Origin of the sequence: Actinoplanes sp. NPDC049316 (assembly GCF_040677315.1) — a bacterium.
Taxonomy (GTDB): domain Bacteria; phylum Actinomycetota; class Actinomycetes; order Mycobacteriales; family Micromonosporaceae; genus Actinoplanes.
In genome coordinates this window covers 119,135-139,771 of the sequence record NZ_JBFAQM010000012.1, presented here as the reverse complement: position 1 = coordinate 139,771, position 20,637 = coordinate 119,135, and the positions used below count along the sequence as shown (strand labels likewise).

Sequence of the window (20,637 nt, the reverse complement as noted above, 5' to 3'; positions counted from 1 at the left end):
ATGTCCGGCGACACCCGCGAGTCGTTCCCTTTCGGCGACGAACCCCCCGGCGAGGGAGGAAATCAGCCGAACGGGGGTACCCGCGCGGGTGACACCGAGGCCGACCGCACCCAGCAGATGCCGCGCCCACAGACCGATCCGGACGGTACGGCGCTCCTGCCGGCGGCCGACGATTCCGCACAAATGCCGCCGGGAGACCGTACGGAGATGATGCCGGCCGTCGAGGATGACGCGGCGGGTGACCGTACGGAGATGATGCCGGCCGTCGAGGATGACGCGGCGGGTGACCGTACGGAGATGATGCCGGCCGTCGAGGATGACCGTACGGAAATGATGCCGGGGGTTGACGAACCGGCGCCGGGCGAACCGACCGCTGTCCTTCCGCCTGCCCGCGGCACCGACGCCACGGCGGTTCATCCGCCGGCCGCGGCCGGCGCGAACTGGGCCGATGAGGACGAGATCTGGGCGGGCCGCGCCGGGGTCCGTGCGCCGAGACCGGCCGATGAGGGTACGGACTGGGCCGCGGTGCCGGCCGAGGAACCGCGCGGCCGCTGGTGGACGCCGATCGTGGTGGGCATCGTCGGCCTGATCCTGCTCGGCCTGCTGGCCTGGGGCATCTATCTGATCGTGCAGTCCACGGATGACGGCGGTACGCCGGCCCCCGCCCCGACGGCGACGCTCTCACCGGCCGCACCGCCGACCACCGAGCCGACGGCCGAGCCGACGACCACGCCGCCGACGACCACCCAGCCGACGACCACGCCGCCCACCTCGCCGAGCGACATCACGATCCCGGCGCTGCGCGGGCTGTCGCTGGAAGAGGCGCGGGCCGCGCTGAACCGCAGCGGCCTGAACTACCGCCTGCGGTACGTGCAGAGCACGGAGGCGCCCCCGGGCACGGTGATCGACAGCGATCCGCCGGAGGGTCAGCAGGTCCCGGACGACACGATCATCAACCTCATCATCGCCGCCGAACGGACGACGACCACGACGACGCCGACGACGACCGCGACGACCGAGCCGGCTGACGCGCCGGAAGGGGACTGACCAGCGGTTTCACGAGCCTGCCAACGCGCGCCGACCGGTCGCGGTGGGCGCAGCGGGCGAGCCCGGCGCGGTGGCGTGGCCGGTGAGTCGGCGCGGTGGCGGATCGTGGTGAGGCGGACGGCGCAGAGCCTGCGCCGGTGGTGCGGCTCGCGGCTCGGTGACGGACGGCCGGGACGTGCTTCCGGCCGTCCGGCTGCGGGCCTGTGCGGTCCGCCGCGGACCTGTGCGGTCCGCCGCAAGGAACCGTCGGCGGTTCGTTCCCCGCCGCAGGAACCGTCAGCGGTTGGTGCGCAGCGCGCGGGCGGGGATGGCGCCCGACGTGAGGCCGGGCTGGCGGGCGTTGCGGGTGCGTGGGTCGGGCGCCTTGCCCACCTGGCGCAGACCACTGACCTGCACGAAGATCGATCGGCGTTCCACGGCGTCGCCGGTGGTGTTGAGCTCGTAGCCGTCCAGCCAGATCCAGCCCTCGTACGTCGGCCAGTCGTGGACGCGGATGACCCGGAAAAGCATCGGCGATGCGAATTGGACGCTCGCCGCCTTCGTCACGTGGATGACATCGCCGGATCGAGGAAGCACGTCAACTCCTGTCCTGAACCCAGTCTCGGGGGGGGCAAACACCGATTTGCCGCACAGTGAACACAGATGCTCCAGTGTGCCCGGCTTAAACGCGTTGGCAAGGTTGCGAAGATGCCAATCATCACAACGGTGCCATAACGTCGCCGTCGGCCCCCGCCAGGACCCCGTGACTTGATCAGTCCACGAAGGACATTCGGTTGGAGCCGACCCCGCATCGGCGTCGCTTTTGTGCGATGGGTCGGGCCGGCCGCGCCGCTCAAGAACAGTAAGTGACGCCTGCCGTACGCAAAGATTGCACCACCCGCAGGATCGATGCAAGTTGCACGTCAGCCGAACGTGACCAAGTGATCACTGTCGACGCTTGAAGGATCAAGAGATCACCAGAGAGACTGGAACCGACAAACGCCGTACGGCGGAGCATCTCGCCGTTTCCGCCGGAGCACCGGAGGTCCGCGTGAATCCCCGCCGCAGTCCCACGATCCGCCGTCGCCGCCTCGGTGCTGAACTGCGCAGACATCGCGACGGAGCCGGCGTGACGATCGACGTGGTCGCCGATCGGCTCGGCTGTTCACCGTCCAAGGTGTCCCGGATCGAGACCGGGCACACCAGCGCGACGCCCCGCGATGTTCAAGACATGTTGGACATTTACGGCGTGCATGGGACAGAAGCTGAAGAATTAGTCCAGATTGCCAAGGAAGCGCGGCAAAAAGGATGGTGGCATCCGTTCAGCACGGTTCTCACCGGGGCCTATGTCGGGCTCGAGGCGGCGGCGAAGTCGATCCGGGCGTACGAGCAGCAGGTGGTGCCCGGACTTCTTCAGACCGACAGGTATGCAATTGCGATGATTCGTGCCGCCCGACTGGGTGACACCGACCAAGAAATAGAGCAACGGGTACGAGTCCGGATGGCTCGCCAAGCGTTATTGATTCAGGACGATCCGATCGATCTTTGGGTGGTGCTCGATGAGGCGGTGGTGAGCCGGCCGGTCGGCGGCGACGAGGTCATGCGGGACCAATTGGTCCATCTGGCCGGGATGAGCGAGCTGCCGAACGTGACCCTTCAGATCCTGCCGTTCGCGGCGGGAGCGCACGCCGGGATGGACGGCACGTTCGCGATCCTCGACTTTCCCGATGCCGAGGACCCGGACGTGGTGTTCGCCGAGAACGCCACCGGCGGGCTGTTTCTGGAGAAGACCGACGAACTCCGCAAGTACAACTCGATCTTCGAGACCATCCGGGCGACGGCCCTCTCACCCGAGGAGTCCAGGAACATGATCGCAATGCTGGCAGAGGAGCCATTGTGGAAGTCGAGACCAAGGGTTTCCGGATCGATTTGAGCCGTGCGCAGTGGTTCAAGAGCACCCGTAGCGGCCCGAACTGCGACAACTGCGTCGAGGTGGCGTTCGTCGACGAGGCGATCGCCGTACGCGACTCGAAGAACCCCACCGGGCCTGCGCTGATCTTCACCGCCGACGAATGGGACGCGTTCGTGGGTGGCGCCAAGGACGGCGAGTTCGACCTGTAGGAACGGATTCCCCGAGCCTGACGGGACCGGCCAGGCAAGCGGGAACTCCCGGCCCGCTCCCCGGCGCACCACCCGACCGACCCGCCCACTGGGCCGGATGGGGCACCCGGGTGGGCGGGTCGATCCATGTGCCGGCCCGGTGTCCTCCCCGAGGGCGGACGGCCGCTCCCGTCATCGACGACGGGCGGCGGCCGTCCCATTTTCGCCGGATTTGTACCGTCGCCCGCCGCGACCCGCATCGTTGAACGCCTTAAGCGCGGACCGGACCGCGCCGGCGAACCGCCGTCGCCCGTACGGCTGACCGTCCCCCTCGTGACGGTGCGGGCAGGGCTGACTCAACGAGCGAGGCAAGGCGAGAAGATGACGATTGGTTCCGACAACCTGAGCAACGGATCACCGAGCGCGCAGGACCGGTTCAGCGGCGGGGTGAGCGCGTACCGGCAGAACCGGCGCGAGGCTGCGCTGGCCGCCGACAACGGGGAGGGCGAGCTGGTGCCCCGCGGCGGCGGACCGAGCCTGTCCTCGTCGGGCCTGCCGACCCGTACGCCCATCGAGCCGACCAGTGCCCTGGACCGCGCGGCGAAGCTGCCGTCGCTGGACCTGCAGGGCCTGACCGAGCCGGTCTTCCCGTCCGGTGGCTGGGTCGACGCCGGCCCCTCGCAGTCCATGGCCGACCACCCGCTGCTGCGCGGCCTGCTGCTGGAACTCCCCGCGCGCGGCACGATGCCCGCGTCGGACTGGCTGGACCGCTGGTTCGAGGCGGCACGGTCGATCCTCGAACTGCTCTACGTCCAGGAAGCCAAGCGCGGGCAGTAGCCGGCAGAGCTGCGAGTTCTGAGCCGGATCAGCCGACGAGGTCGACCTCGTGAGCCGCGGTGGCCACCGGCCGGGCCTCGTCGGGCAGGGCCGCGTACGTCTCGGTGGGTCGCTGGGCCGCCGGCAGTGACCGCAGCCGCCGCCGGCCGATCGGCGCAAGCACCGCCAGGTTGAGCCGGCTGTGCCGGACCGCGTGGCGGATCGCCAGGGTCAGCACCGCGAGCCCGGCCACGGTGAGGACGATGCCGGCGACGTCGGCGCCGGGCACCTCGACGATGCCCGCCGCGATCGGGATGCCGGTCAGCGCGGCCAGGCCGGTCACCTGCAGCGGCGTCGCGACGAGCGGGTGAGCGGCCGCGGCACGCAGCGCCGGCGGCGCGGGGGTGAGTGGCGCAGTGGCGAACGCGCCGGCGCCGCGGCGGATCTGCGTCAGGCGGTGTGCGGTGACGGTCACGGCGAGCACTGCCGGCACGGCCGGGAGGAGGGCGGCCGCCGGCGCCGCCGACTCGCCGGGCAGCAGGCCGGTGATCACGGGTACGGCGATGAACACCGCGGCGCCCGCACCGACCAGCGTGGACAGCACCCCGGCACGCCGCCGGAGCTCCCGGGCCGTACGGGCGCCCGGCAGGGTGTCGGCGAGCAGTCCGGCGGTGAGCCAGACCGCGGTGAGGGCGCCGACGAGAATGAGGTCCGTCGTGGTGTTCACATCGACAGACTTCACCCGTCGCGCAACCCGCAAAACCGGGATATCACCGGAGCCCGGCCCCTAAGGGGTCCTCGCGAAACGGCACGTGACTGCCGTATCACTGTGCGCTCTCATTCCAATGGGCGAAGTGGACATTGGCCCCTGTTGCGACCGTGACCCTTGTCCTAGTGTCGGGTGCCAGACGTCCGCGATGCATCGGTGCTCTGCCCGAGAAGACGGCAGCGTTGCACGCCCGGGCGACGGGCTCGACCTGGGGAGGTCGGCCGGGATCCCCCCGCGTGGCGGCGGGGTCCCGGCGCCGCCCGGGTCCGGGGAGACACTCAGACCGCGAACGACGTGACCGGTTCGTTCGTCGGCGCCGGCGGCTTCGCCTTCCACAGGCCGGCCTTCTGCATGGCCAGCCGCGACACGTACGCCGGGTTCAGCAGCACGTAACGCTTCCACAGCCGCTTGGGCTCGAGACCCAGCCGCCACAGCCACTCGAGGGCGTACTTCTGCATCCACGCCGGCGGGTTCTTCAGCAGTCCGGCGTGGTAGTCGAACGCCGCCCCGACCGCCAGCAGCGGCATGTCCAGCAGCGGGCGCATCGCGTACGCCCAGATCTCCTGCCGGGGGCAGCCCAGGCCGACCAGCACGATGCGCGCACCCGACGCCTTGATCCGGTCGGCGATCTCCACATCCTCGCCGGGGCGGTTGCTGCGGAACTTGGAGGCTTCGACGCCGGCGAGCTTGAGCGCGGGGAACATCTGCTCCAGCGCGGGGACCAGCTTCTCGAGGGTCGGCTCGGTGGACCCGTACAGGTAGACCGGCAGGCCCTCGGCCGCGGCCTGGCGCAGGACGCGCAGGGTGAGCTCGGGGCCGTAGACGCGGTCGGCCAGGCCCGCGTGGTGCACGAGGTTGAGCGCGCCGCGGACCGGCTGGCCGTCGGGGGTCACCAGGTCGAACGAGTTCAGCCGGGCGTTGTGGGCCTTGTCCTGCACGCCGGTCATCACGCCGTGCACGGCGAGGGCGGTCACCGCGTAGTGCCGGCGCTCGCGGGCGGCCTCGATGATCTTCGCGGTGGCGGCGTCGTAGTCCACGGCGTCGACGAGGACGCCGAGCACGTTGCGCTTGCCCTGGTCGATCATGACGCGGGCACCCACTTGTCGACGTTGGCCTCGTAGATCTCCTGGAGGATCATCGGCACGTCGTAGACCTGCTTCCAGTCCGGGTAGTCGGCCTGGAAGGCGGCCATCGAGCCGATCCACCACTGGTGGTCGCCGATGCGGTTGTCGTCGACGTACTCGGTGATCATCTGCGTGCCGCTGATCTGCTCGGCCAGGGCGAACGCCTCGAGGTTCGAGCAGTTGGAGTGCCGGCCGCCGCCGAGGTTGTAGACCTTCGCCGAGCCCGGGTTGCGGAAGAACGCCTCGAACGCGCTCAGCACGTCGTGGCTGTGGATCGCGTCGCGGACCTGCTTGCCCTTGTAGCCGAAGATCCGGTACGTGCGCCGCTCCATGTTGGCGCGCATCACGTACCCGAGGAAGCCGTGCAGCTCCGTCGCGGAGTGCGCCGGTCCGGTGAGCGTGCCGCCGCGGAAGATCGCGGTCTTCATGCCGAAGTAGCGGCCGTACTCCTGAGCCATCACATCCGCGGCCACCTTCGAGGCGCCGAAGATCGAGTGCAGACAGTTGTCGATCGACATGTCCTCGGTGATGCCGTCGTAGTACGGGTGCGACGGGTCGAGCTCCCAGCGCGTGTCCTGCTCGATCAGCGGCAGCCGGTTGGGGGTGTCGCCGTACACCTTGTTGGTGGAGCAGTGGATGAACGGCGCCTCGATGCAGTGGTCACGCGTGTTCTGCAGCATGGTCAGCGTGCCGCCTGCGTTCACATCGAAGTCCGTGTACGGATCCCGCACGGCCCAGTCGTGCGACGGCTGCGCCGCGGTGTGAATCACCACAGCGATGTCCTTGCCGTACTTCTTGAAGATCCGCGCGACCGCATCCCGGTCCCGGATGTCAACGCCATGGTGCTCGTACGCGGAACCCAGATCGGCACTCAGCCGCTGCACGTTCCACGCCGTCGAAGCCTCGGCCCCGAAGAACTCCTGCCGCATGTCGTTGTCGATCCCGACCACGTCAAGACCGAGCCCGGCAAAGTGCCGAACCGCCTCCGACCCGATGAGACCACCTGATCCGGTCACCAGAGCAACGGCCACGAGCGAATCTCCAGACGCCTAGGCACCAAAAAACAGACGCGAGCATAACGCCCCACCGCCCACCCACAGCTGTCACCCGAACGAGACCAGGCCACCGAGACGAGCGAAGCGATGTCGGTCACGCAGCACTACCCGTACCCAAAGGGGGGAAGCCCGACCACCCCCACCCACCGCAACCACCGCACCGTGGGGTTTCCGGGGGCTCGGCCCCCGGAGCAGACAAAAAAGAGCGACCCCTGGTCCGCGCATTCCGCGGACAGGGGCCACCCGGTCGCTCGTGGGGATGGGGGGAGTTGAACCCCCACGTCCTTTCGGACACACGGACCTGAACCGTGCGCGTCTGCCATTCCGCCACATCCCCGTGGCACTGCGTTAGCCGGAACAGACTACGCTGTCCCTCGTTACATCGCGAGCAGGTACTGCCCTCGACGCCAGGGAAGATTAGCACGGCGCCGGGGGCCGTTATACGAGGGTCAGGAGCGACCGGCCGCTCGTCGCAGAGATGCGCAAGCGGCGGCCGGATACCATCATGTCCTCGGAACCCGAGGAGGAGCCGGTGAGCGTGCTGCAGCGCTTTGAGAAGCGGTTGGAAGGCCTGGTCGAGGGGGCCTTCGCGAAGGTGTTCAAGGGTGTCGTGCACCCGGTGGAGATTCTGAATGCCATGCAGCGGGAGGCCGAGGCGCACAAGGCTATCCTCGCTGGTGGCCGGACTCTCGTGCCGAACCGCTACGTGATCGATCTCTCGCCGTACGACCACAGCCGGCTGGCGCCGTACGCCGCCGCACTGGCCCAGGAGCTGGCCCAGTCGCAGGCGGAGTTCATCGGTGAGCAGGCCTGGACGGTGTACGGCGACGTGATCGTCGAGATCGAGCGGGGCGACGGGCTGGACACGGGCATGTTCCGGGTCACGGCCGAGGTCTACACCGGTGGCGAGGTCGCCCCGGTGCAGCAGCCTGCGTATGACGCGCAGCCCGCCTACTCGCCGTACGACCAGCAGCCGGGTGGCTACCAGCAGCACGGGCACAACGGCCGGAACGTGGGCCTGGTGTCCGGTGACGGCCGGACGTACCCGTTGCAGATGGGTTCGACGGTGATCGGCCGGGGTGACCAGGCCAATCTCCGCCTTCCCGACGTCGGTATCTCGCGTCGGCACGCCCGGCTCGACTACGACGGCAGCCAGGTGGTGCTGACCGATCTGGGTTCGACGAACGGCACGATGGTCAACGGCCAGCGCGTGTCGGCCGTGGCGCTCAACCCGGGCGACATGATCCAGCTGGGCACCACCACGTTGACGTTCCGAGTGGACGGCTAGCGACCTTGCCCGAATTCGTCCTCACCGTCGCCCGCTTCGGCTTCCTCATCCTGCTGTGGATCTTCGTGTTCACGGTGGTGGGGGTGATCCGGAAGGATCTCTTCGCCGGCGTCCGGTCCAAGAGCATCGTCGCCACGCCTCGCGGGGTGGGTGGGGTGATGGCTCCTGGCCGGCCGGCGAAGGCGAAGCGCGGCAAGACGGCGCGACAACTGGTCGTGACCGCCGGACAGCTCGCCGGCACCCGGATCACGCTCGGTGAGGCACAGATCACGATCGGGCGCGCCGAGGACTCCACGCTCGTCATCACCGATGACTTCGCGTCGGCCCGGCACGCCCGGCTCGTTCCGCGCGACGGCCAGTGGTTCGTCGAGGATCTCGGCTCGACGAACGGGACCTATCTCGATCGCGGTAAGGTCTCCGGACCTACTCCCGTCCCGCTTGGCGTGCCGATCCGGATCGGCCGCACTTCTCTCGAGTTACGGCCATGACTCTCACCCTGCGCTACGCCGCCCAGAGCGACCGCGGTCTGATCCGAGACGGAAACCAAGACTCCGTCTACGCCGGACCGCGGCTGCTTGCCGTCGCCGACGGCATGGGCGGCATGGCCGCCGGTGACGTCGCCAGCAACATCGTCATCGCCGCCATGGCGCCGCTGGACGAGGACGTGCCCGGTGACGCGCTCGTCGACGCCCTGCGGCACGCGGTCGGCACGGCCAACCAGCAGCTGCGCGACACCGTCGACGCCAACCCGCATCTCGAGGGCATGGGCACGACGCTGACCGCGGTGCTCTTCTCCGGCACGAAGATCGGCATGGTGCACATCGGCGACTCGCGCGCCTACATGCTGCGCCAGGGCGAGTTCTCGCAGATCACCAAGGACGACACGTACGTCCAGATGCTGGTCGACGAGGGCCGGATCAGCCCGGAGGAGGCGAGCAGCCACCCGCAGCGCTCGCTGCTCACGCGCGCCCTCGACGGCCGCGACATCGACCCGGAGTATTCGGTCCGCCAGGTGCTCAAGGGCGACCGCTACCTGATCTGCAGCGACGGGCTCTCGGGTGTGGTGAGCGCGGAGACCATCGGCGACGCCATGCGGGAGATCCCGGATCCGCAGGCCTGTGTGGAGCGTCTCGTGCAGCTCGCGCTGCGCGGCGGCGGTCCCGACAACATCACCGTGGTGATCGCCGACGCGACCGACCTCGACATCATGGAGCAGGCGCCGATCGTGGGGGGCGCCGCCGCCCGCGACCGGGGCAACTCGACCGTGGCCGACAGCTCCAGCGCGGCAGCCCGGGCGGCCGCTCTCCAGGCACCGCCCCGGCAGGCTCAGCCGGAGGGCGCGGCGTACGAGCGCGACGACCCGGAGCAGCCGAAGCGCCACCCCGTACGCACGAGCCTGCTGGTGTTGCTGCTCCTGGCTGTCCTCGGCGGCGGCCTGTGGATGGGCTGGCGGTACACGCAGGATCAGTACTACGTCGGCGCGACGGAGCAGGGTCAGCTGGCGATATTCCAGGGCGTGCCCGGGCAGATCGCCGGCCTGGACCTGTCCAGCGTCGCCGAGACCAGCCCGGCCCGGCTCGACGACCTCACCACCGTCGCCCAGGACCGTGTCAAGCAGGGCATCCACGCGGACAGCAGGCCCGACGCCCAGCGCCGGCTGCTCGAGCTGACCAGCGAGGACGCCTCCAACCCCAACCTGAAGCCGGTGTGCACGCCGAGCAGCGCGCCGCCGTCCGCCACGCCGTCGGTGAAGCCCTCGGGCACGCCGGCCGCCGGGAAGTCCTCGGCTCCCACTCGAAGCACCACCACCTCGGTGCCCGATCTCGCGCCCGCCACCACGCCGGACGCTCTGCCCTCGGAACCGACCCCGCCGGTCAGCAGCGACCCGGTCGGGTGCCGGCCCGTCGACTGAGCGCCGCCCGACCGACGTCTGGGGATCTCCTCTTGACCGCGCCCGCCCTCCCGGCTCCCACACCCGCGTCCACGGGTGAGATGCCGCGTGTCCCGGGCACGAAGACGAGACGCAACTCGGAGCTCGTCCTCCTGCTGCTGGCGATGGCGATCGTGGCCATCTTCGGCGCCACGGCCGAGGCCAACCAGCTCGACAAGATCAGCTCGACCTTCTGGGTGCAGGCGGCCCTGCTCGGCTTCCTCTTCCTGGGACTGCACGTGGTCGTCCGCTTCACCGCGCCGTACGCGGACCCGGTGCTGATCCCCACGGTCGCGCTGATCAACGGCCTGGGTGTGGGTTTCCTGCGGCGCATGGACATCGAACGGGCGATCGCCCGCAAGGAGCCGATTCCCGGGATGTTCGCCGGCACGGGCGGCCGCCAGCTCATGTGGACGTTGTTCGCGCTGATCCTGGCAGCGGTGCTCCTGCTGGTCATCCGGGACCACAAGGTCGTCTCGCGGTACGCGTACACGCTGGGCCTGGTCGGTATCGTGCTCGTGATGATCCCGGCGGTCCTGCCGCCGTCGATCTCCGAGGTCAACGGCGCGCGCCTGTGGATCAAGCTGGGCGCGTTCTCGATCCAGCCGGGTGAGTTCGCGAAGCTGGCGCTGGTGTCCTTCTTCGCGTACTACCTCGTGCGCAAGCGTGAAGTGCTGTCGCTGGCGAGCCGCCGGTTCCTCGGCATCGACTTCCCGCGCGGCCGCGACCTCGGTCCGGTCGTCACGGTGTGGCTGCTCTCGCTGCTCGTTCTCGTCTTCGAGAAGGACCTCGGTACGGCGCTGCTCTACTTCGGCCTGTTCGTCGTGACGCTGTACGTCGCCACCGAGCGGGCCAGCTGGCTGATCATCGGTCTGCTGATGTTCTTCGGCGGCGTCTACGTGGCCTACCTGCTGGGCGCGTCGGTCGGCGGTCCGTTCGCCAACTTCTACGACCGCGCCTCGGTGTGGCTCGACCCGTTCGCGTCGGAGTTCTACAACCGCGAGTTCGGCGGCAGCTACCAGCTCGTGCAGGGGCTGCTCGGCCTGGGCACGGGCGGCCTCTTCGGGTCCGGGGCGGGCGCCGGCTCGCCGTGGCTGGTGCCCGAGGTGCGCACCGACTTCATCTTCGCCGGCCTGGGTGAGGAGATCGGCCTGTTCGGCCTCTCCGCCCTGCTGGTCTGCTACCTGCTCATCGTCGAGCGCGGCTTGCGCGCGGCTCTGGGCGTACGCGACTCCTTCGGCAAGCTGGTCGCGGGCGGCCTGGCGTTCACGCTCGGGTTGCAGGTGTTCGTCATCCTCGGTGGCATCACGGGCCTGATCCCGCTGACCGGTCAGACCACGCCGTTCCTGTCCGCCGGTGGTTCGTCCCTGATGGCCAACTGGTTGCTCATCGCCATGCTGCTGCGCATCTCGGACGCGGCGCGCCGGCCGGTGACGGGTGGACCGGCGGCCCAGCCCGGGCCGAAACAACCACCCGCCCAGCTGCACGGCGCCATGACGGAGGTGATCAAGCCGTGAACGCACCCCTGCGCCGGGCCGGCGTGGTCATCCTCGTCCTGTTCGGCCTGCTCTTCGCCAACCTGAACTGGGTGCAGGCGTACAAGGCCGACGACTACCGCACCAGCGACTACAACGGCCGGGTCCAGGTCGCGGAGTACGAGATCCCCCGCGGCGTCATCGAGGCCGGCGGTCAGCCGCTGGCCGAGAGCAAGGCGACCGACGGCACGCTCAAGTACCTCCGGGTCTACCCCGAGAAGGAGTTGTACGCGCCCGTCATCGGCTACAAGCCCGTGAGCGGCGCCGAGGTGGGCATCGAGCGCAGCGAGAACGAGTTCCTCTCCGGGGCGAGCGACAAGCTCTTCGCCGACCGGATCAGCGCCATGTTCACCGGCGACGAGCCCGGCGGCGGCAATGTCGTGCTGTCGATCATCCCGAAGGCGCAGGAAGCCGCCTGGAAGCAGCTCACGAACAACGAGCGCGGCGCCAAGAAGGGGTCCGCGGTCGCCATCGACCCGCGCACCGGCGCGATCCAGGCGATGGTCTCGATGCCGAGCTACAACCCGAACCCGCTGGTCAGCCACGATCCCAAGGTGGCGGCGGCCGCGTACAAGGAGCTCAACGGCGACAAGGACAAGCCGCTGCTCAACCGGGCGACCTCGGAGACGTACCCGCCCGGCTCGACGATGAAGGTCATCATCTCCGCCGCGGCGCTGAAGAACGGCCTCACCCAGAGCAGCGAGATCCAGGCCGGCTCCGAGTACGTCGCACCCGGCTCCGGCGCGCCCATCCGCAACGCCGAGGCCGAGACCTGCCCGGGCGCCCGGGTCACGCTGAAGGAAGCGCTGACCGACAGCTGCAACACCGGCTTCGCCCGCCTCGGCGTCCAGCTGGGCGGCGACAAGGTCAAGAAGGAAGCTCAGGCCTGGGGCTTCGAGCAGGAAGACCTCACGATCGGCAACCTGAAGGACGGCGGCATCCCGGTCGCGCCGAGCCACACCGGCGACATCCAGAACCCGGACGGCAGCACCGACCAGGCCGGTCTGGCGCAGTCGTCGATCGGGCAGAAGGACGTCCGGATGACCACGGTCCAGGGCGCCCTGATGGCCGCCACCGTCGCGAACGGCGGCCGGCAGATGCGGCCGTACCTGGTGCGGCAGGAGCTCAGCCCGGACCGCCGGCCGATCTACAACGCCAACCCCGAGGTGCTGCGGACGCCGATCAGCAGTCAGGTCGCGGGCGACCTCCGGGAGATGATGGTCAGCGTCGTGGAGAACGGCACGGGCCGGCGCGCGCAGATCAACGGCTTCCAGGTCGGCGGCAAGACGGGTACGGCCCAGAACGCCGAGGGCGCCGACCCGCACGGGTGGTTCATCGGGTTCGCCTTCAACGACAAGGGTGAACCGGTCTCGGCGGTGTGCGTCATGCTGGAGAACGTGTCCGGCGGCCACGCGAGCGCCGAGGCTGCCCGCATCTCCGGGCTCATCATGAAGGCCGCGGCCGGCGGGGGAGGGGACTGAGATGATCAGCCCTGGGGTGACCCTCGGTGGCCGCTACCGCCTGGACGAGCGGATCGCCGGCGGCGGCATGGGCGACGTGTGGCGCGGCACCGACGAGGTGCTCGGCCGTACGGTGGCCGTGAAGATCCTGCTGCCCGCGCTGCTGGACGAGCCGGGCTTCGCCGAGCGGTTCCGCGGCGAGGCGCGGACCATGGCCACCATCAACCACCCCGGGGTCGTCGACGTCTACGACTACGGCAGCGACCAGCAGCTCGCGTTCCTGGTCATGGAGTACGTGGAGGGCGACGCGCTCTCGCGGACCCTCAGCCGGGTCGGCCGGCTCACGCCCGCACGCACGATGGCGCTGGTCGCCCAGGCCGCGGACGCGCTGCAGGCCGCGCACGCGAACGGGATCGTGCACCGCGACGTCAAGCCCGGCAACCTTCTGGTACGCCCGAACGGCACGCTGGTGCTCACCGACTTCGGCATCGCCCGCTCGGCCCTCGTCGGCCAGTTGACGGTCGCCGGCTCGGTGCTCGGCACCGCCTCCTACATCTCGCCCGAGCAGGCGTCCGGCGCGGTGGCCACGGCCGCCTCCGACGTGTACGCGCTGGGCGTGGTCGCGTACCAGTGCCTGTCCGGGCACCGCCCGTTCGACGGCGCCACGCCGATCGAGATCGCGATGAAGCACGTCCGCGACACCCCGCGCCCGCTGCCTGCCGACATCCCCCCGTCGGTGCGCGCGATCGTCGACCGCGCCATGGCCAAGGACCCGAACGCCCGGTGGCCCACCGCCTCCGCGATGGCGTCCGTGGCGCGCCAGGCCGCATCGTCGCTGACCACGCAGGTGCACCAGCCGGCCGTCAACGGCGCCGGCCCGTCGGGTCGCCCGGTGGGCAGCGCCACGCCGAACCGGCCGCACTCCGGCGGACCCGCGGTGGCCAACCACCCGCACTCCGGAGCGCCCACGTCCGGCCCGCCCGGGCACCCCAACGGCGGCCAGGCCCGGCCACCGTATCCGCCGGTGCCGCGGCCGGTCTCCGGCGGGCAGGGTGCGCGGGGCGCGGCCTCGGTGCCGCCGCTGCAGCAGCCGTACCGGCATCCGTCGGCACCGCCGATGCAGCACCCGGCGGTGGCGCCCGGCAAGCAGGCCGACAATTCCGGTGGCCGCCAGGTCCTCATCGTCCTGGCCGTGGTGCTCGCGCTGCTCGTCCTGCTCTGCGCGGGCGTGATCTCGTTCCTGCTCAAGGAGGGGAACACGACAGGCCTGGGTGCGGCTGATCTCCGCGCGGCGGCGGCGTCGTACCTTCTGACGAAACAATCCGGCGCACCGCACAGCCTCATCCCCGCGACCGAAGGACGACAGACGCTATGACGGCGCAGGCCCGCCTGCTGGGTGGCAGGTATCAGGTCGGCGAGCTGCTCGGTTACGGCGGCATGGCCGAGGTGCACCGGGGGCGCGACCTCCGGCTCGGCCGCGACGTGGCCATCAAGATGCTCCGGTCCGACCTCGCCCGCGACGCGACCTTCCAGGAGCGGTTCCGCCGGGAGGCGCAGAACTCCGCGGCCCTCAACCACCCGGCGATCGTGGCCGTCTACGACACCGGCGAGGAGACGTCGTCCACCGGTGAGCGGCAGCCGTTCATCGTCATGGAGTTCGTCAACGGGCGCACCCTCAAGGAGGTGCTCGCGGCTGAGCAGCGCCTGCAGCCGCGGCGCGCGCTCGAAATCATCGCCGACATCTGCGCCGCGCTCGAGTTCAGCCACCGGCACGGCATCATCCACCGCGACATCAAGCCCGGCAACGTGATGATCACGCAGAACGGGCAGGTCAAGGTCATGGACTTCGGCATCGCCCGGGCCCTGGCCAGCGGCGCCACGACGATGACACAGACCAGCGCGGTCATCGGTACGGCCCAGTACCTCTCCCCGGAGCAGGCCCGCGGCGAGTCGGTCGACGCCCGCTCCGACGTGTACGCGGCCGGCTGTGTCCTCTTCGAACTCCTGGTGGGTCACCCGCCCTTCGTCGGCGACAGCCCGGTGAGCGTGGCGTACCAGCACGTCCGCGAGGACCCCAAGGCGCCGAGCGACATCAACCGCGACGTGCCGCCGGACGTCGACGCGATCGTGCTCAAGGCGCTGGCGAAGAACCCGCTCAACCGCTACCAGAGCGCGCAGGAGATGCGCGCCGACGCCCTGCGCGCGGTGGCCGGCCGTCCCGTCATGGCGACCCCGGTGATGACCGAGGCCGAGACGATGGCGATGACCGGCCCGATGCGCCAGGCGCCCACCGCGATGACCCGGCCCATCCCGGCGGCGGGCACCGGCCCGCGCGGCCCGCAGCCGCCGGAGCGCAAGACCTCGTCGTGGGTGATGGCGGTCCTGGCGGCGCTCGGTGTGCTCGCGGTGGTGGCGCTGGGAATCGGCCTTGTGCTGGCCAACAGAGGCGACGACCAGACCAAGGAACCGGCGCAGGCCACGGTCCCCAAGGTGACCGGGCTTACGCAGGATGCCGCCGAGGCCCAGCTGAAGGGACTCGGCTTCACGAAGATCGAATTCGGGACGCCTAAGGAGACCTCCGACTGCCAGGACAAGGTGGAGAGCCAGTCGCCGCCGCCCAACACCACGCAGTCGGTGGACCAGCCGGTAACCCTCACCATGTGCCAGAGTCCGGAGAAGGTTCGCGTTCCGGGCGGTCTGGTCGGCGGCTCGGAGGCCAACGCCCGCCAGGCCCTCGAGAAGCAGAACCTGGTACCTGTCATCGACCGGCAGGACAGCGACAAGCCGGAAGGCCAGGTGCTCGAGGTCGAGGACGAGGGTGAGCAGGTCGAGCCCGGTACCAAGATCACTGTGAAGGTGTCCCGAGGCAACTTGAAGGAGGTGCCCAACGTGGTCGGTCAGTCCCTGGACGCCGCCACGGCGGTCCTCAACGACCGCGGGTTCACCAACGTCGTGACCGTGGACAGCGACCAGGAGGGCACGCCCGGCACGGTCGTCGAGCAGACCCCGGGCGGGAAGACCAAGCGGTCACCGTCCACGAAGATCACGCTGACGGTCATCGCGCAGCCGAACCCCGACCCGTCCACGCCGAACCCGGACGGCTCCACGCCACCCGACGGCACCGGCGGCGGCGAGGGCGACGGCACAGGTACGGGCACCGGCGTCGGCGGCATCCTCGGCAACTAGCGACAGCGAAAAGCCCGGGCCTCCCCATCGGGAGCCCGGGCTTTCGTCATGCCGCCGTTCAGCGGAAGGCCGCCGTTCAGCGGAAGGCCGCCGTTCAGCGGAAGGCCGCCGGTGAGCGGGAAGGTCGCCGGTGAGCGGGAAGGCCGCCGGTCAGCGGAAAGCCGCCGGCCGACCCGAAGAGCCGCCGCCAACGGCGACCCGCCACCGGTGGAGCGAACGGCTGTCAGGCGGTGGCGAAGGCCGACCGTCGCCGGGTCTCCACCTCGGCCGCCAGCTCCGGGGCCCGCTCCAGCGCCGACGGCAGCCCGCACGCCGCGAGCCAGTTCGCCAGCATCGTGTGGCCGCCCTCGGTCAGCACCGACTCCGGGTGGAACTGGACGCCCTCGATCGGCAGCGTACGGTGGCGCATCGCCATGACCACGCCGGACTCGGTCCAGCCGGTCACCTCGATCTCGTCCGGCAGCGTCTCCGGGACTACCGCCAGCGAGTGGTACCGGGTCGCGGTGAACGGGTCCGGCAGGCCGGCCAGCACGCCGGCGCCCTTGTGCTGCACCGACGAGGTCTTGCCGTGCAGCAGCTCGGGGGCCCGGGTGACCGTCGCGCCGAACGCCGCGCCGATCGCCTGGTGACCGAGGCAGACACCGAACATCGGGAGCTTTCCCGCGTACGCGGAGATGACGTCCATCGTGATGCCGGCGCGTTCCGGCGTACCCGGTCCGGGGGAGAGCAGGACCCCGGCGGCGCCGAAGCCGCCGACGTCGGCGACCGAGATCTCGTCGTTGCGCCGCACTTCGCAGTCGGCGCCGAGCTGGCCGAGGTACTGCACCAGGTTGAAGACGAACGAGTCGTAGTTGTCGATCACGAGGATGCGCACGGGGATCACCTGGTGCTCGTGGAGGGTTCGGGGTCGTTCGTGTGCTCGTTGTACGGGATCTCGTCCGGCCCCAGCTGCGCGTCGTCGCCGCCGGGCACCACGGCGTCCGGGTCCTGCTGCGCGGGGCCGCTCTGCTCGGTGCCCGTGCCGACCTGCACGTCGTCGAAGGGCAGCAGCGGCGTCGCCCAGGGGAACACCACGTACCAGAGCAGCGCGCCGACCGCCACGGCCAGCACGATCGAGCTCGTCAGCTTGCCCCACAGGCCGAAGGGCAGTTTGCGCCAGATCCACGCGTACACGGGCCCTCCCTACGCCTTCTTGATCTCGGCGGGGCGGCCGGCGTCGGGCAGCTTCGGGTCCCGCTTGAGGGTGTCCACCAGCTCGGCGTGCACGATGAGCCGCTGGTAGTTGTTGAACTTCGGGTTGCACGTGGTCAGCGTCAGCATCGCCTTCGTGGGCTTCTTGCCGGGCTTGCCGGGCACGGGCGCCACGACCTCCACCTGGTTCGGCCGCACGACCTCGCTGGAGCTGACCTTGTAGACGTACCAGTTGGAGCGTGTCTCCACGCCGACCACGTCACCGGGCTTCAGCTCGTCCAGCCGCCAGAAGATCTTGCGGATGCGGTGGCCTGCGACCGAGAAGTTGCCGACCTTCCCGGGCTGGGCGGTGTCCGGGTAGTGCCCGGGCGCGTACCGGATGTCCTGCGGCCGTACGCCGTTGACCACGACCCATTCCATGCCCAGCTTCGGGATGTAGAGCCGCCCGACGAGGTTCTTGCCCGGCGCGGCGGGCGCGGCCTTCGTCGGCCCGGCGCTGGGCGCGACCGTGGGATCGTTCCACTCCTGGTCGAGCTGGTCGGCCAGGGTGTCCTGCTCGTCCTGGACCTTCGCCGAGTTGCCGAACACCTCGTACCCGGCGAACAGCAGGATGATCAGCCCGAACGTGATCATCACTTCGCCGGAGAACCGGACGCCGGTGCGGATCCGCGAGCCGAGGGTCGGGCGGGTCAACTCGGAATACACGCTCTTGTAGCCCTCGCCGGTCTGCTCGGGCCGCAGCTTGACGACCTTCTCGCCCCGCTTCGGCTTCGGCTCCTCGGCCGGCTCGTCGACCGGCTCCCGCTCCGCCGCCGCGGCGGCAGCGGCCACGGAGGCCGCACCGACCACCCCGTCCTCTTTCCCGCGCGGCCGCGCCGGCTTGGCGGGTGGCTGCGGCGGGGTCTTCTTCCGTACGGCGGGCAGCAGCCCGGTCGGCGCATCGGCGGTACGGATGACAGCGGTGGCGGAGGGATCCTGCGCCTTGGCGAGCTCCGGGGCGACCGGCGCGTTCCGGCGTCCGCGGCGACCCCGGGGCGCCTCGTCGACCCCGGACTGCGGCTCGACCAGCTCCTCCCAGGCGCTGGTGCCGGTGGCCGGCTCGGCGTGGTGTTCGGCCGCGTGCCGCCTGCTCGAGGCGCGGCCGGCCTCCACGCCGGAGTTGCTCATCCACGCGCCGGTCTCCGAGTGGTCCCAGCCGGTGCTCGTCGAGCCGGTGCCGCTCTGCCAGCCGGTCCCCGTCCCGCCCTCCGGTGCCCGGCGACGCCCGCCGCGCCACCGGTCGTCCTCGTTGAGGGTGTCGAAGCCGCTGGTACCCTGCCGGACGGCCGCACCCGGCACGCTCGGCGGGGGCGTACCGACGCTGCGGCCGGTGCTGTCCGCGGGTCCGGAAGCGTGCCGGCTGAGTGGCACCCCGGCGGCGCTTGCCGGGACGCCCGGGCTTTGCGGCACCGCCGAACCGTCGGCGGCCGCCGCGAAGAAGTCGAAGTTGCCGGGGCCGTCGGGCGTCGCACCGGGACTACCCGGAGCGGCATCCGACCGAGCCCGCGCGGCAGCGGCGGCCCGGGCCACCGCCGGGTCCGTTCCGGGCATGCCGGCGGGAGAGGCCGGCCGCGCCGGCGAGCCCGGGGCGGACGGCCGGCCCGGCACGCCCGCGGGAGAGGCCGGCGAGCCCGGGACGGAAGGCTGGCCCGGCACGCCGGCTCCCGAAACCGGAAGCCCGGAAGCCGACGCCGCTGCCCCGCCGGCGACAGGCGCTGACGGCCGCCCCGGCCCTGCCGCAGCCGGCGGCACGACCTGAGACGTCGAAGGCTGGATCGGCGCGGCGGCGCGAGGGGGCGTCGAGGGCTGGATCGGCGCGGCGGCGCGGGGAGGCGTCGAGGGCTGGATGGACGCGGCGGCGCGAGGGGGCGTCGAGGGCTGGATCGGCGCGGCGGCGCGGGGAGACGTCGAAGGCTGAGCCGGCGCGGGCGGGGCCGAGGGCTGTGCGGAGGGCGGGGCCGGGGGCCGCGCGGAAGGCGGGGCCGGGACCGCTGCACCGGTCGCCGAGGGCCAAGCCGGATTGCCCAGCCCGACCGGCGGGTCGAGTGGCCCGCCCGGCACCCCGCCCGGCGTGGCGTCCGTGACGCGGGGGATGAACGCCGTCTGCGCGTCGCTGTCGGGCGCGCGGTGCCGGCCCGAGTTCGGCGTGCCGCCCGGCGTCTCCGGCGTTGCCATTACTTCGTGACCTCGGCGGATCGGAGGTCACTCGACCCGTCGTACGCCCGCACAGTCACGTTCCTCTCGACGGTTTCCGTGTAGCCGAGGCCGAAGTCGGCGACCGCTGCCCGGAATTGCTGGACTCCTTCTGCGGACTCCAACGCTCGGCGCATCGCCATGGGTTCGCCAATCGCCGTGATCTTGAATGGCGGCGAGAAAACCTGGCCGTGCAACAGCAGCGTGTTGCCGACACAGCGTACCGCGCTGGTCGAGATGACGCGGACATCCATGATCGACATTGCCTCGGCCCCACCTGCCCAGAGGGCGTTCACGACCGCCTGGACGTCACCCTGGTGGACGACGAGATCGTCGTTCTGGGGTACGTCCCCGCCGGAGTTCGCGGGCCGCCGCGAGGAGTCGTTGAGGGTGACCGTGATGCCGGGCCCGTGCAGGGCGGTGAAACCGGCCGGTTCGCGCATCGCGTCGGCTCGCTCGCGGGCCTCCTTGACCGGGCCGTCCACGTCGGCGAGGCGCGCGGCGTCCTGGTCGACCGTCGTACGCAGCCCCGCGGCCTGCTTCTCCCGCTGCTCGAGACGCTCGCGTTTGTCGGCGATGAGCTGAGCGAGCTGGGGTCGCCGGTCGTCGCGCAGCGCCGTGCCGTCAGCGGTGGTGGCGGAGGTGGTGAAGAGGAGTCCGGCGGCCAGGGCGATCAGCGGTACGCCCACCGACCAGCCCTGCTGTCGTTGTCCGCGGCGCCGGGGCCGGAGTCCGCCGAGGGCCCGGCGCATGACAAGTCGCCACGAGGGCGTCCCCGTGGTGTACTCCACGTCGGTCTTCCTCCCCGTGCTGTCCGAAAAACCCACCGGCGGGTGCCTGTGCGCGCGCCGTCTTGACTACGCTAGCTATCGAACAGTATTCGCCACGGGCAGCTTTCGGGGTCCCCGGAGCCGCTCAGGGGTGG

Annotated in this window: 19 protein-coding genes and 1 tRNA gene; 11 read left to right on the top strand and 9 right to left on the bottom strand. The window is 70.7% G+C overall.

Annotated features, from left to right (window positions below; all coding sequences use genetic code 11):
* The gene (locus AB0K03_RS20285; RefSeq protein WP_364687024.1) at nt 1-1,047 is read left to right on the top strand and encodes a PASTA domain-containing protein; all 1,047 of its coding nucleotides are present in this window, start codon (nt 1-3) and stop codon (nt 1,045-1,047) included.
* 276 nt (nt 1,048-1,323) lie between these two features.
* Here the strand turns inward: AB0K03_RS20285 and AB0K03_RS20280 are convergent, their stop codons facing one another.
* Nucleotides 1,324-1,623 (bottom strand): hypothetical protein, encoded by a 300-nt coding sequence (locus AB0K03_RS20280; protein WP_364687022.1) that lies wholly within the window; start codon nt 1,621-1,623, stop codon nt 1,324-1,326.
* Nucleotides 1,624-2,077: 454 nt separating this feature from the next.
* Between AB0K03_RS20280 and AB0K03_RS20275 the strand changes: the two genes are divergently transcribed.
* From AB0K03_RS20275 to AB0K03_RS20265, 3 genes are all read left to right on the top strand, one after another.
* Nucleotides 2,078-2,959 (top strand): helix-turn-helix transcriptional regulator, encoded by an 882-nt coding sequence (locus AB0K03_RS20275; protein WP_364687143.1) that lies wholly within the window; start codon nt 2,078-2,080, stop codon nt 2,957-2,959.
* The gene (locus AB0K03_RS20270; RefSeq protein WP_199513290.1) at nt 2,923-3,147 is read left to right on the top strand and encodes a DUF397 domain-containing protein; all 225 of its coding nucleotides are present in this window, start codon (nt 2,923-2,925) and stop codon (nt 3,145-3,147) included. Before AB0K03_RS20275 ends, AB0K03_RS20270 begins: the two co-directional genes overlap by 37 nt.
* A 360-nt stretch (nt 3,148-3,507) precedes the next feature.
* Nucleotides 3,508-3,963 (top strand): hypothetical protein, encoded by a 456-nt coding sequence (locus AB0K03_RS20265; RefSeq protein ID WP_364687020.1) that lies wholly within the window; start codon nt 3,508-3,510, stop codon nt 3,961-3,963.
* A gap of 28 nt (nt 3,964-3,991) precedes the next feature.
* On the opposite strand, the gene AB0K03_RS20260 is transcribed toward AB0K03_RS20265, so the two are convergent.
* The 4 genes from AB0K03_RS20260 to AB0K03_RS20245 form a co-directional block, all read right to left on the bottom strand.
* Nucleotides 3,992-4,669, bottom strand: a complete 678-nt coding sequence (locus AB0K03_RS20260; protein ID WP_364687018.1) for a hypothetical protein — start codon at nt 4,667-4,669, stop codon at nt 3,992-3,994.
* 320 nt (nt 4,670-4,989) lie between these two features.
* Complete coding sequence (locus AB0K03_RS20255; RefSeq protein ID WP_364687016.1) at nt 4,990-5,811, bottom strand: WecB/TagA/CpsF family glycosyltransferase; 822 nt, start codon at nt 5,809-5,811, stop codon at nt 4,990-4,992.
* Nucleotides 5,793-6,866 (bottom strand): NAD-dependent epimerase/dehydratase family protein, encoded by a 1,074-nt coding sequence (locus tag AB0K03_RS20250; protein WP_364687014.1) that lies wholly within the window; start codon nt 6,864-6,866, stop codon nt 5,793-5,795. Before AB0K03_RS20250 ends, AB0K03_RS20255 begins: the two co-directional genes overlap by 19 nt.
* 278 nt (nt 6,867-7,144) lie before the next feature.
* Nucleotides 7,145-7,227, bottom strand: a tRNA-Leu gene (locus AB0K03_RS20245).
* A 168-nt stretch (nt 7,228-7,395) separates the two neighbouring features.
* Between AB0K03_RS20245 and AB0K03_RS20240 the strand changes: the two genes are divergently transcribed.
* The 7 genes from AB0K03_RS20240 (at nt 7,396) to pknB (ending at nt 16,289) form a co-directional block, all read left to right on the top strand.
* On the top strand, nt 7,396-8,178 hold the full coding sequence (locus tag AB0K03_RS20240; RefSeq protein WP_106128832.1) for an FhaA domain-containing protein: 783 nt from the start codon (nt 7,396-7,398) through the stop codon (nt 8,176-8,178).
* A gap of 5 nt (nt 8,179-8,183) precedes the next feature.
* A complete protein-coding gene (locus AB0K03_RS20235) occupies nt 8,184-8,666 on the top strand; it encodes an FHA domain-containing protein FhaB/FipA (RefSeq protein ID WP_199513294.1) in 483 nt (160 codons plus the stop codon).
* Entirely contained in the window at nt 8,663-10,090 is a 1,428-nt protein-coding gene (locus AB0K03_RS20230) for a protein phosphatase 2C domain-containing protein (protein WP_364687011.1), read from the top strand. Before AB0K03_RS20235 ends, AB0K03_RS20230 begins: the two co-directional genes overlap by 4 nt.
* Before the next feature lie 80 nt (nt 10,091-10,170).
* On the top strand, nt 10,171-11,625 hold the full coding sequence (locus tag AB0K03_RS20225) for an FtsW/RodA/SpoVE family cell cycle protein (protein ID WP_364687009.1): 1,455 nt from the start codon (nt 10,171-10,173) through the stop codon (nt 11,623-11,625).
* Complete coding sequence (locus tag AB0K03_RS20220; protein ID WP_364687007.1) at nt 11,622-13,124, top strand: penicillin-binding protein 2; 1,503 nt, start codon at nt 11,622-11,624, stop codon at nt 13,122-13,124. Before AB0K03_RS20225 ends, AB0K03_RS20220 begins: the two co-directional genes overlap by 4 nt.
* A 1-nt stretch (nt 13,125) precedes the next feature.
* The gene (locus AB0K03_RS20215; RefSeq protein WP_364687005.1) at nt 13,126-14,478 is read left to right on the top strand and encodes a protein kinase domain-containing protein; all 1,353 of its coding nucleotides are present in this window, start codon (nt 13,126-13,128) and stop codon (nt 14,476-14,478) included.
* On the top strand, nt 14,475-16,289 hold the full coding sequence (gene pknB / locus AB0K03_RS20210) for a Stk1 family PASTA domain-containing Ser/Thr kinase (protein ID WP_364687003.1): 1,815 nt from the start codon (nt 14,475-14,477) through the stop codon (nt 16,287-16,289). The genes AB0K03_RS20215 and pknB overlap by 4 nt, the downstream gene beginning before the upstream one ends.
* Nucleotides 16,290-16,512: 223 nt before the next feature.
* Here the strand turns inward: pknB and AB0K03_RS20205 are convergent, their stop codons facing one another.
* The 4 genes from AB0K03_RS20205 to AB0K03_RS20190 form a co-directional block, all read right to left on the bottom strand.
* Nucleotides 16,513-17,163, bottom strand: coding sequence for an aminodeoxychorismate/anthranilate synthase component II (locus AB0K03_RS20205; RefSeq protein WP_364687001.1), 651 nt, complete (start codon nt 17,161-17,163; stop codon nt 16,513-16,515).
* 5 nt (nt 17,164-17,168) lie between these two features.
* Nucleotides 17,169-17,462, bottom strand: coding sequence for a hypothetical protein (locus AB0K03_RS20200; protein ID WP_364686999.1), 294 nt, complete (start codon nt 17,460-17,462; stop codon nt 17,169-17,171).
* A gap of 9 nt (nt 17,463-17,471) precedes the next feature.
* Nucleotides 17,472-19,070, bottom strand: coding sequence for a class E sortase (locus AB0K03_RS20195; protein WP_364686997.1), 1,599 nt, complete (start codon nt 19,068-19,070; stop codon nt 17,472-17,474).
* 623 nt (nt 19,071-19,693) lie between these two features.
* A complete protein-coding gene (locus AB0K03_RS20190) occupies nt 19,694-20,503 on the bottom strand; it encodes a DUF881 domain-containing protein (RefSeq protein WP_364686995.1) in 810 nt (269 codons plus the stop codon).
* Nucleotides 20,504-20,637: the final 134 nt, after the last annotated feature.

What these genes read in the sequence shown, in the direction of transcription:
- AB0K03_RS20285 (WP_364687024.1), top strand. Translation starts at nt 1, where the DNA reads ATGTCCGGCGACACCCGCGAGTCGTTCCCTTTCGGCGACGAACCCCCC.
- AB0K03_RS20265 (WP_364687020.1), top strand. Translation starts at nt 3,508, where the DNA reads ATGACGATTGGTTCCGACAACCTGAGCAACGGATCACCGAGCGCGCAG.
- AB0K03_RS20240 (WP_106128832.1), top strand. Translation starts at nt 7,396, where the DNA reads ATGTCCTCGGAACCCGAGGAGGAGCCGGTGAGCGTGCTGCAGCGCTTT.
- AB0K03_RS20230 (WP_364687011.1), top strand. Translation starts at nt 8,663, where the DNA reads ATGACTCTCACCCTGCGCTACGCCGCCCAGAGCGACCGCGGTCTGATC.
- AB0K03_RS20225 (WP_364687009.1), top strand. Translation starts at nt 10,171, where the DNA reads ATGCCGCGTGTCCCGGGCACGAAGACGAGACGCAACTCGGAGCTCGTC.
- AB0K03_RS20215 (WP_364687005.1), top strand. Translation starts at nt 13,126, where the DNA reads ATGATCAGCCCTGGGGTGACCCTCGGTGGCCGCTACCGCCTGGACGAG.
- pknB (WP_364687003.1), top strand. Translation starts at nt 14,475, where the DNA reads ATGACGGCGCAGGCCCGCCTGCTGGGTGGCAGGTATCAGGTCGGCGAG.
- AB0K03_RS20195 (WP_364686997.1), bottom strand. Translation starts at nt 19,070, where the DNA reads ATGCCCGGAACGGACCCGGCGGTGGCCCGGGCCGCCGCTGCCGCGCGG.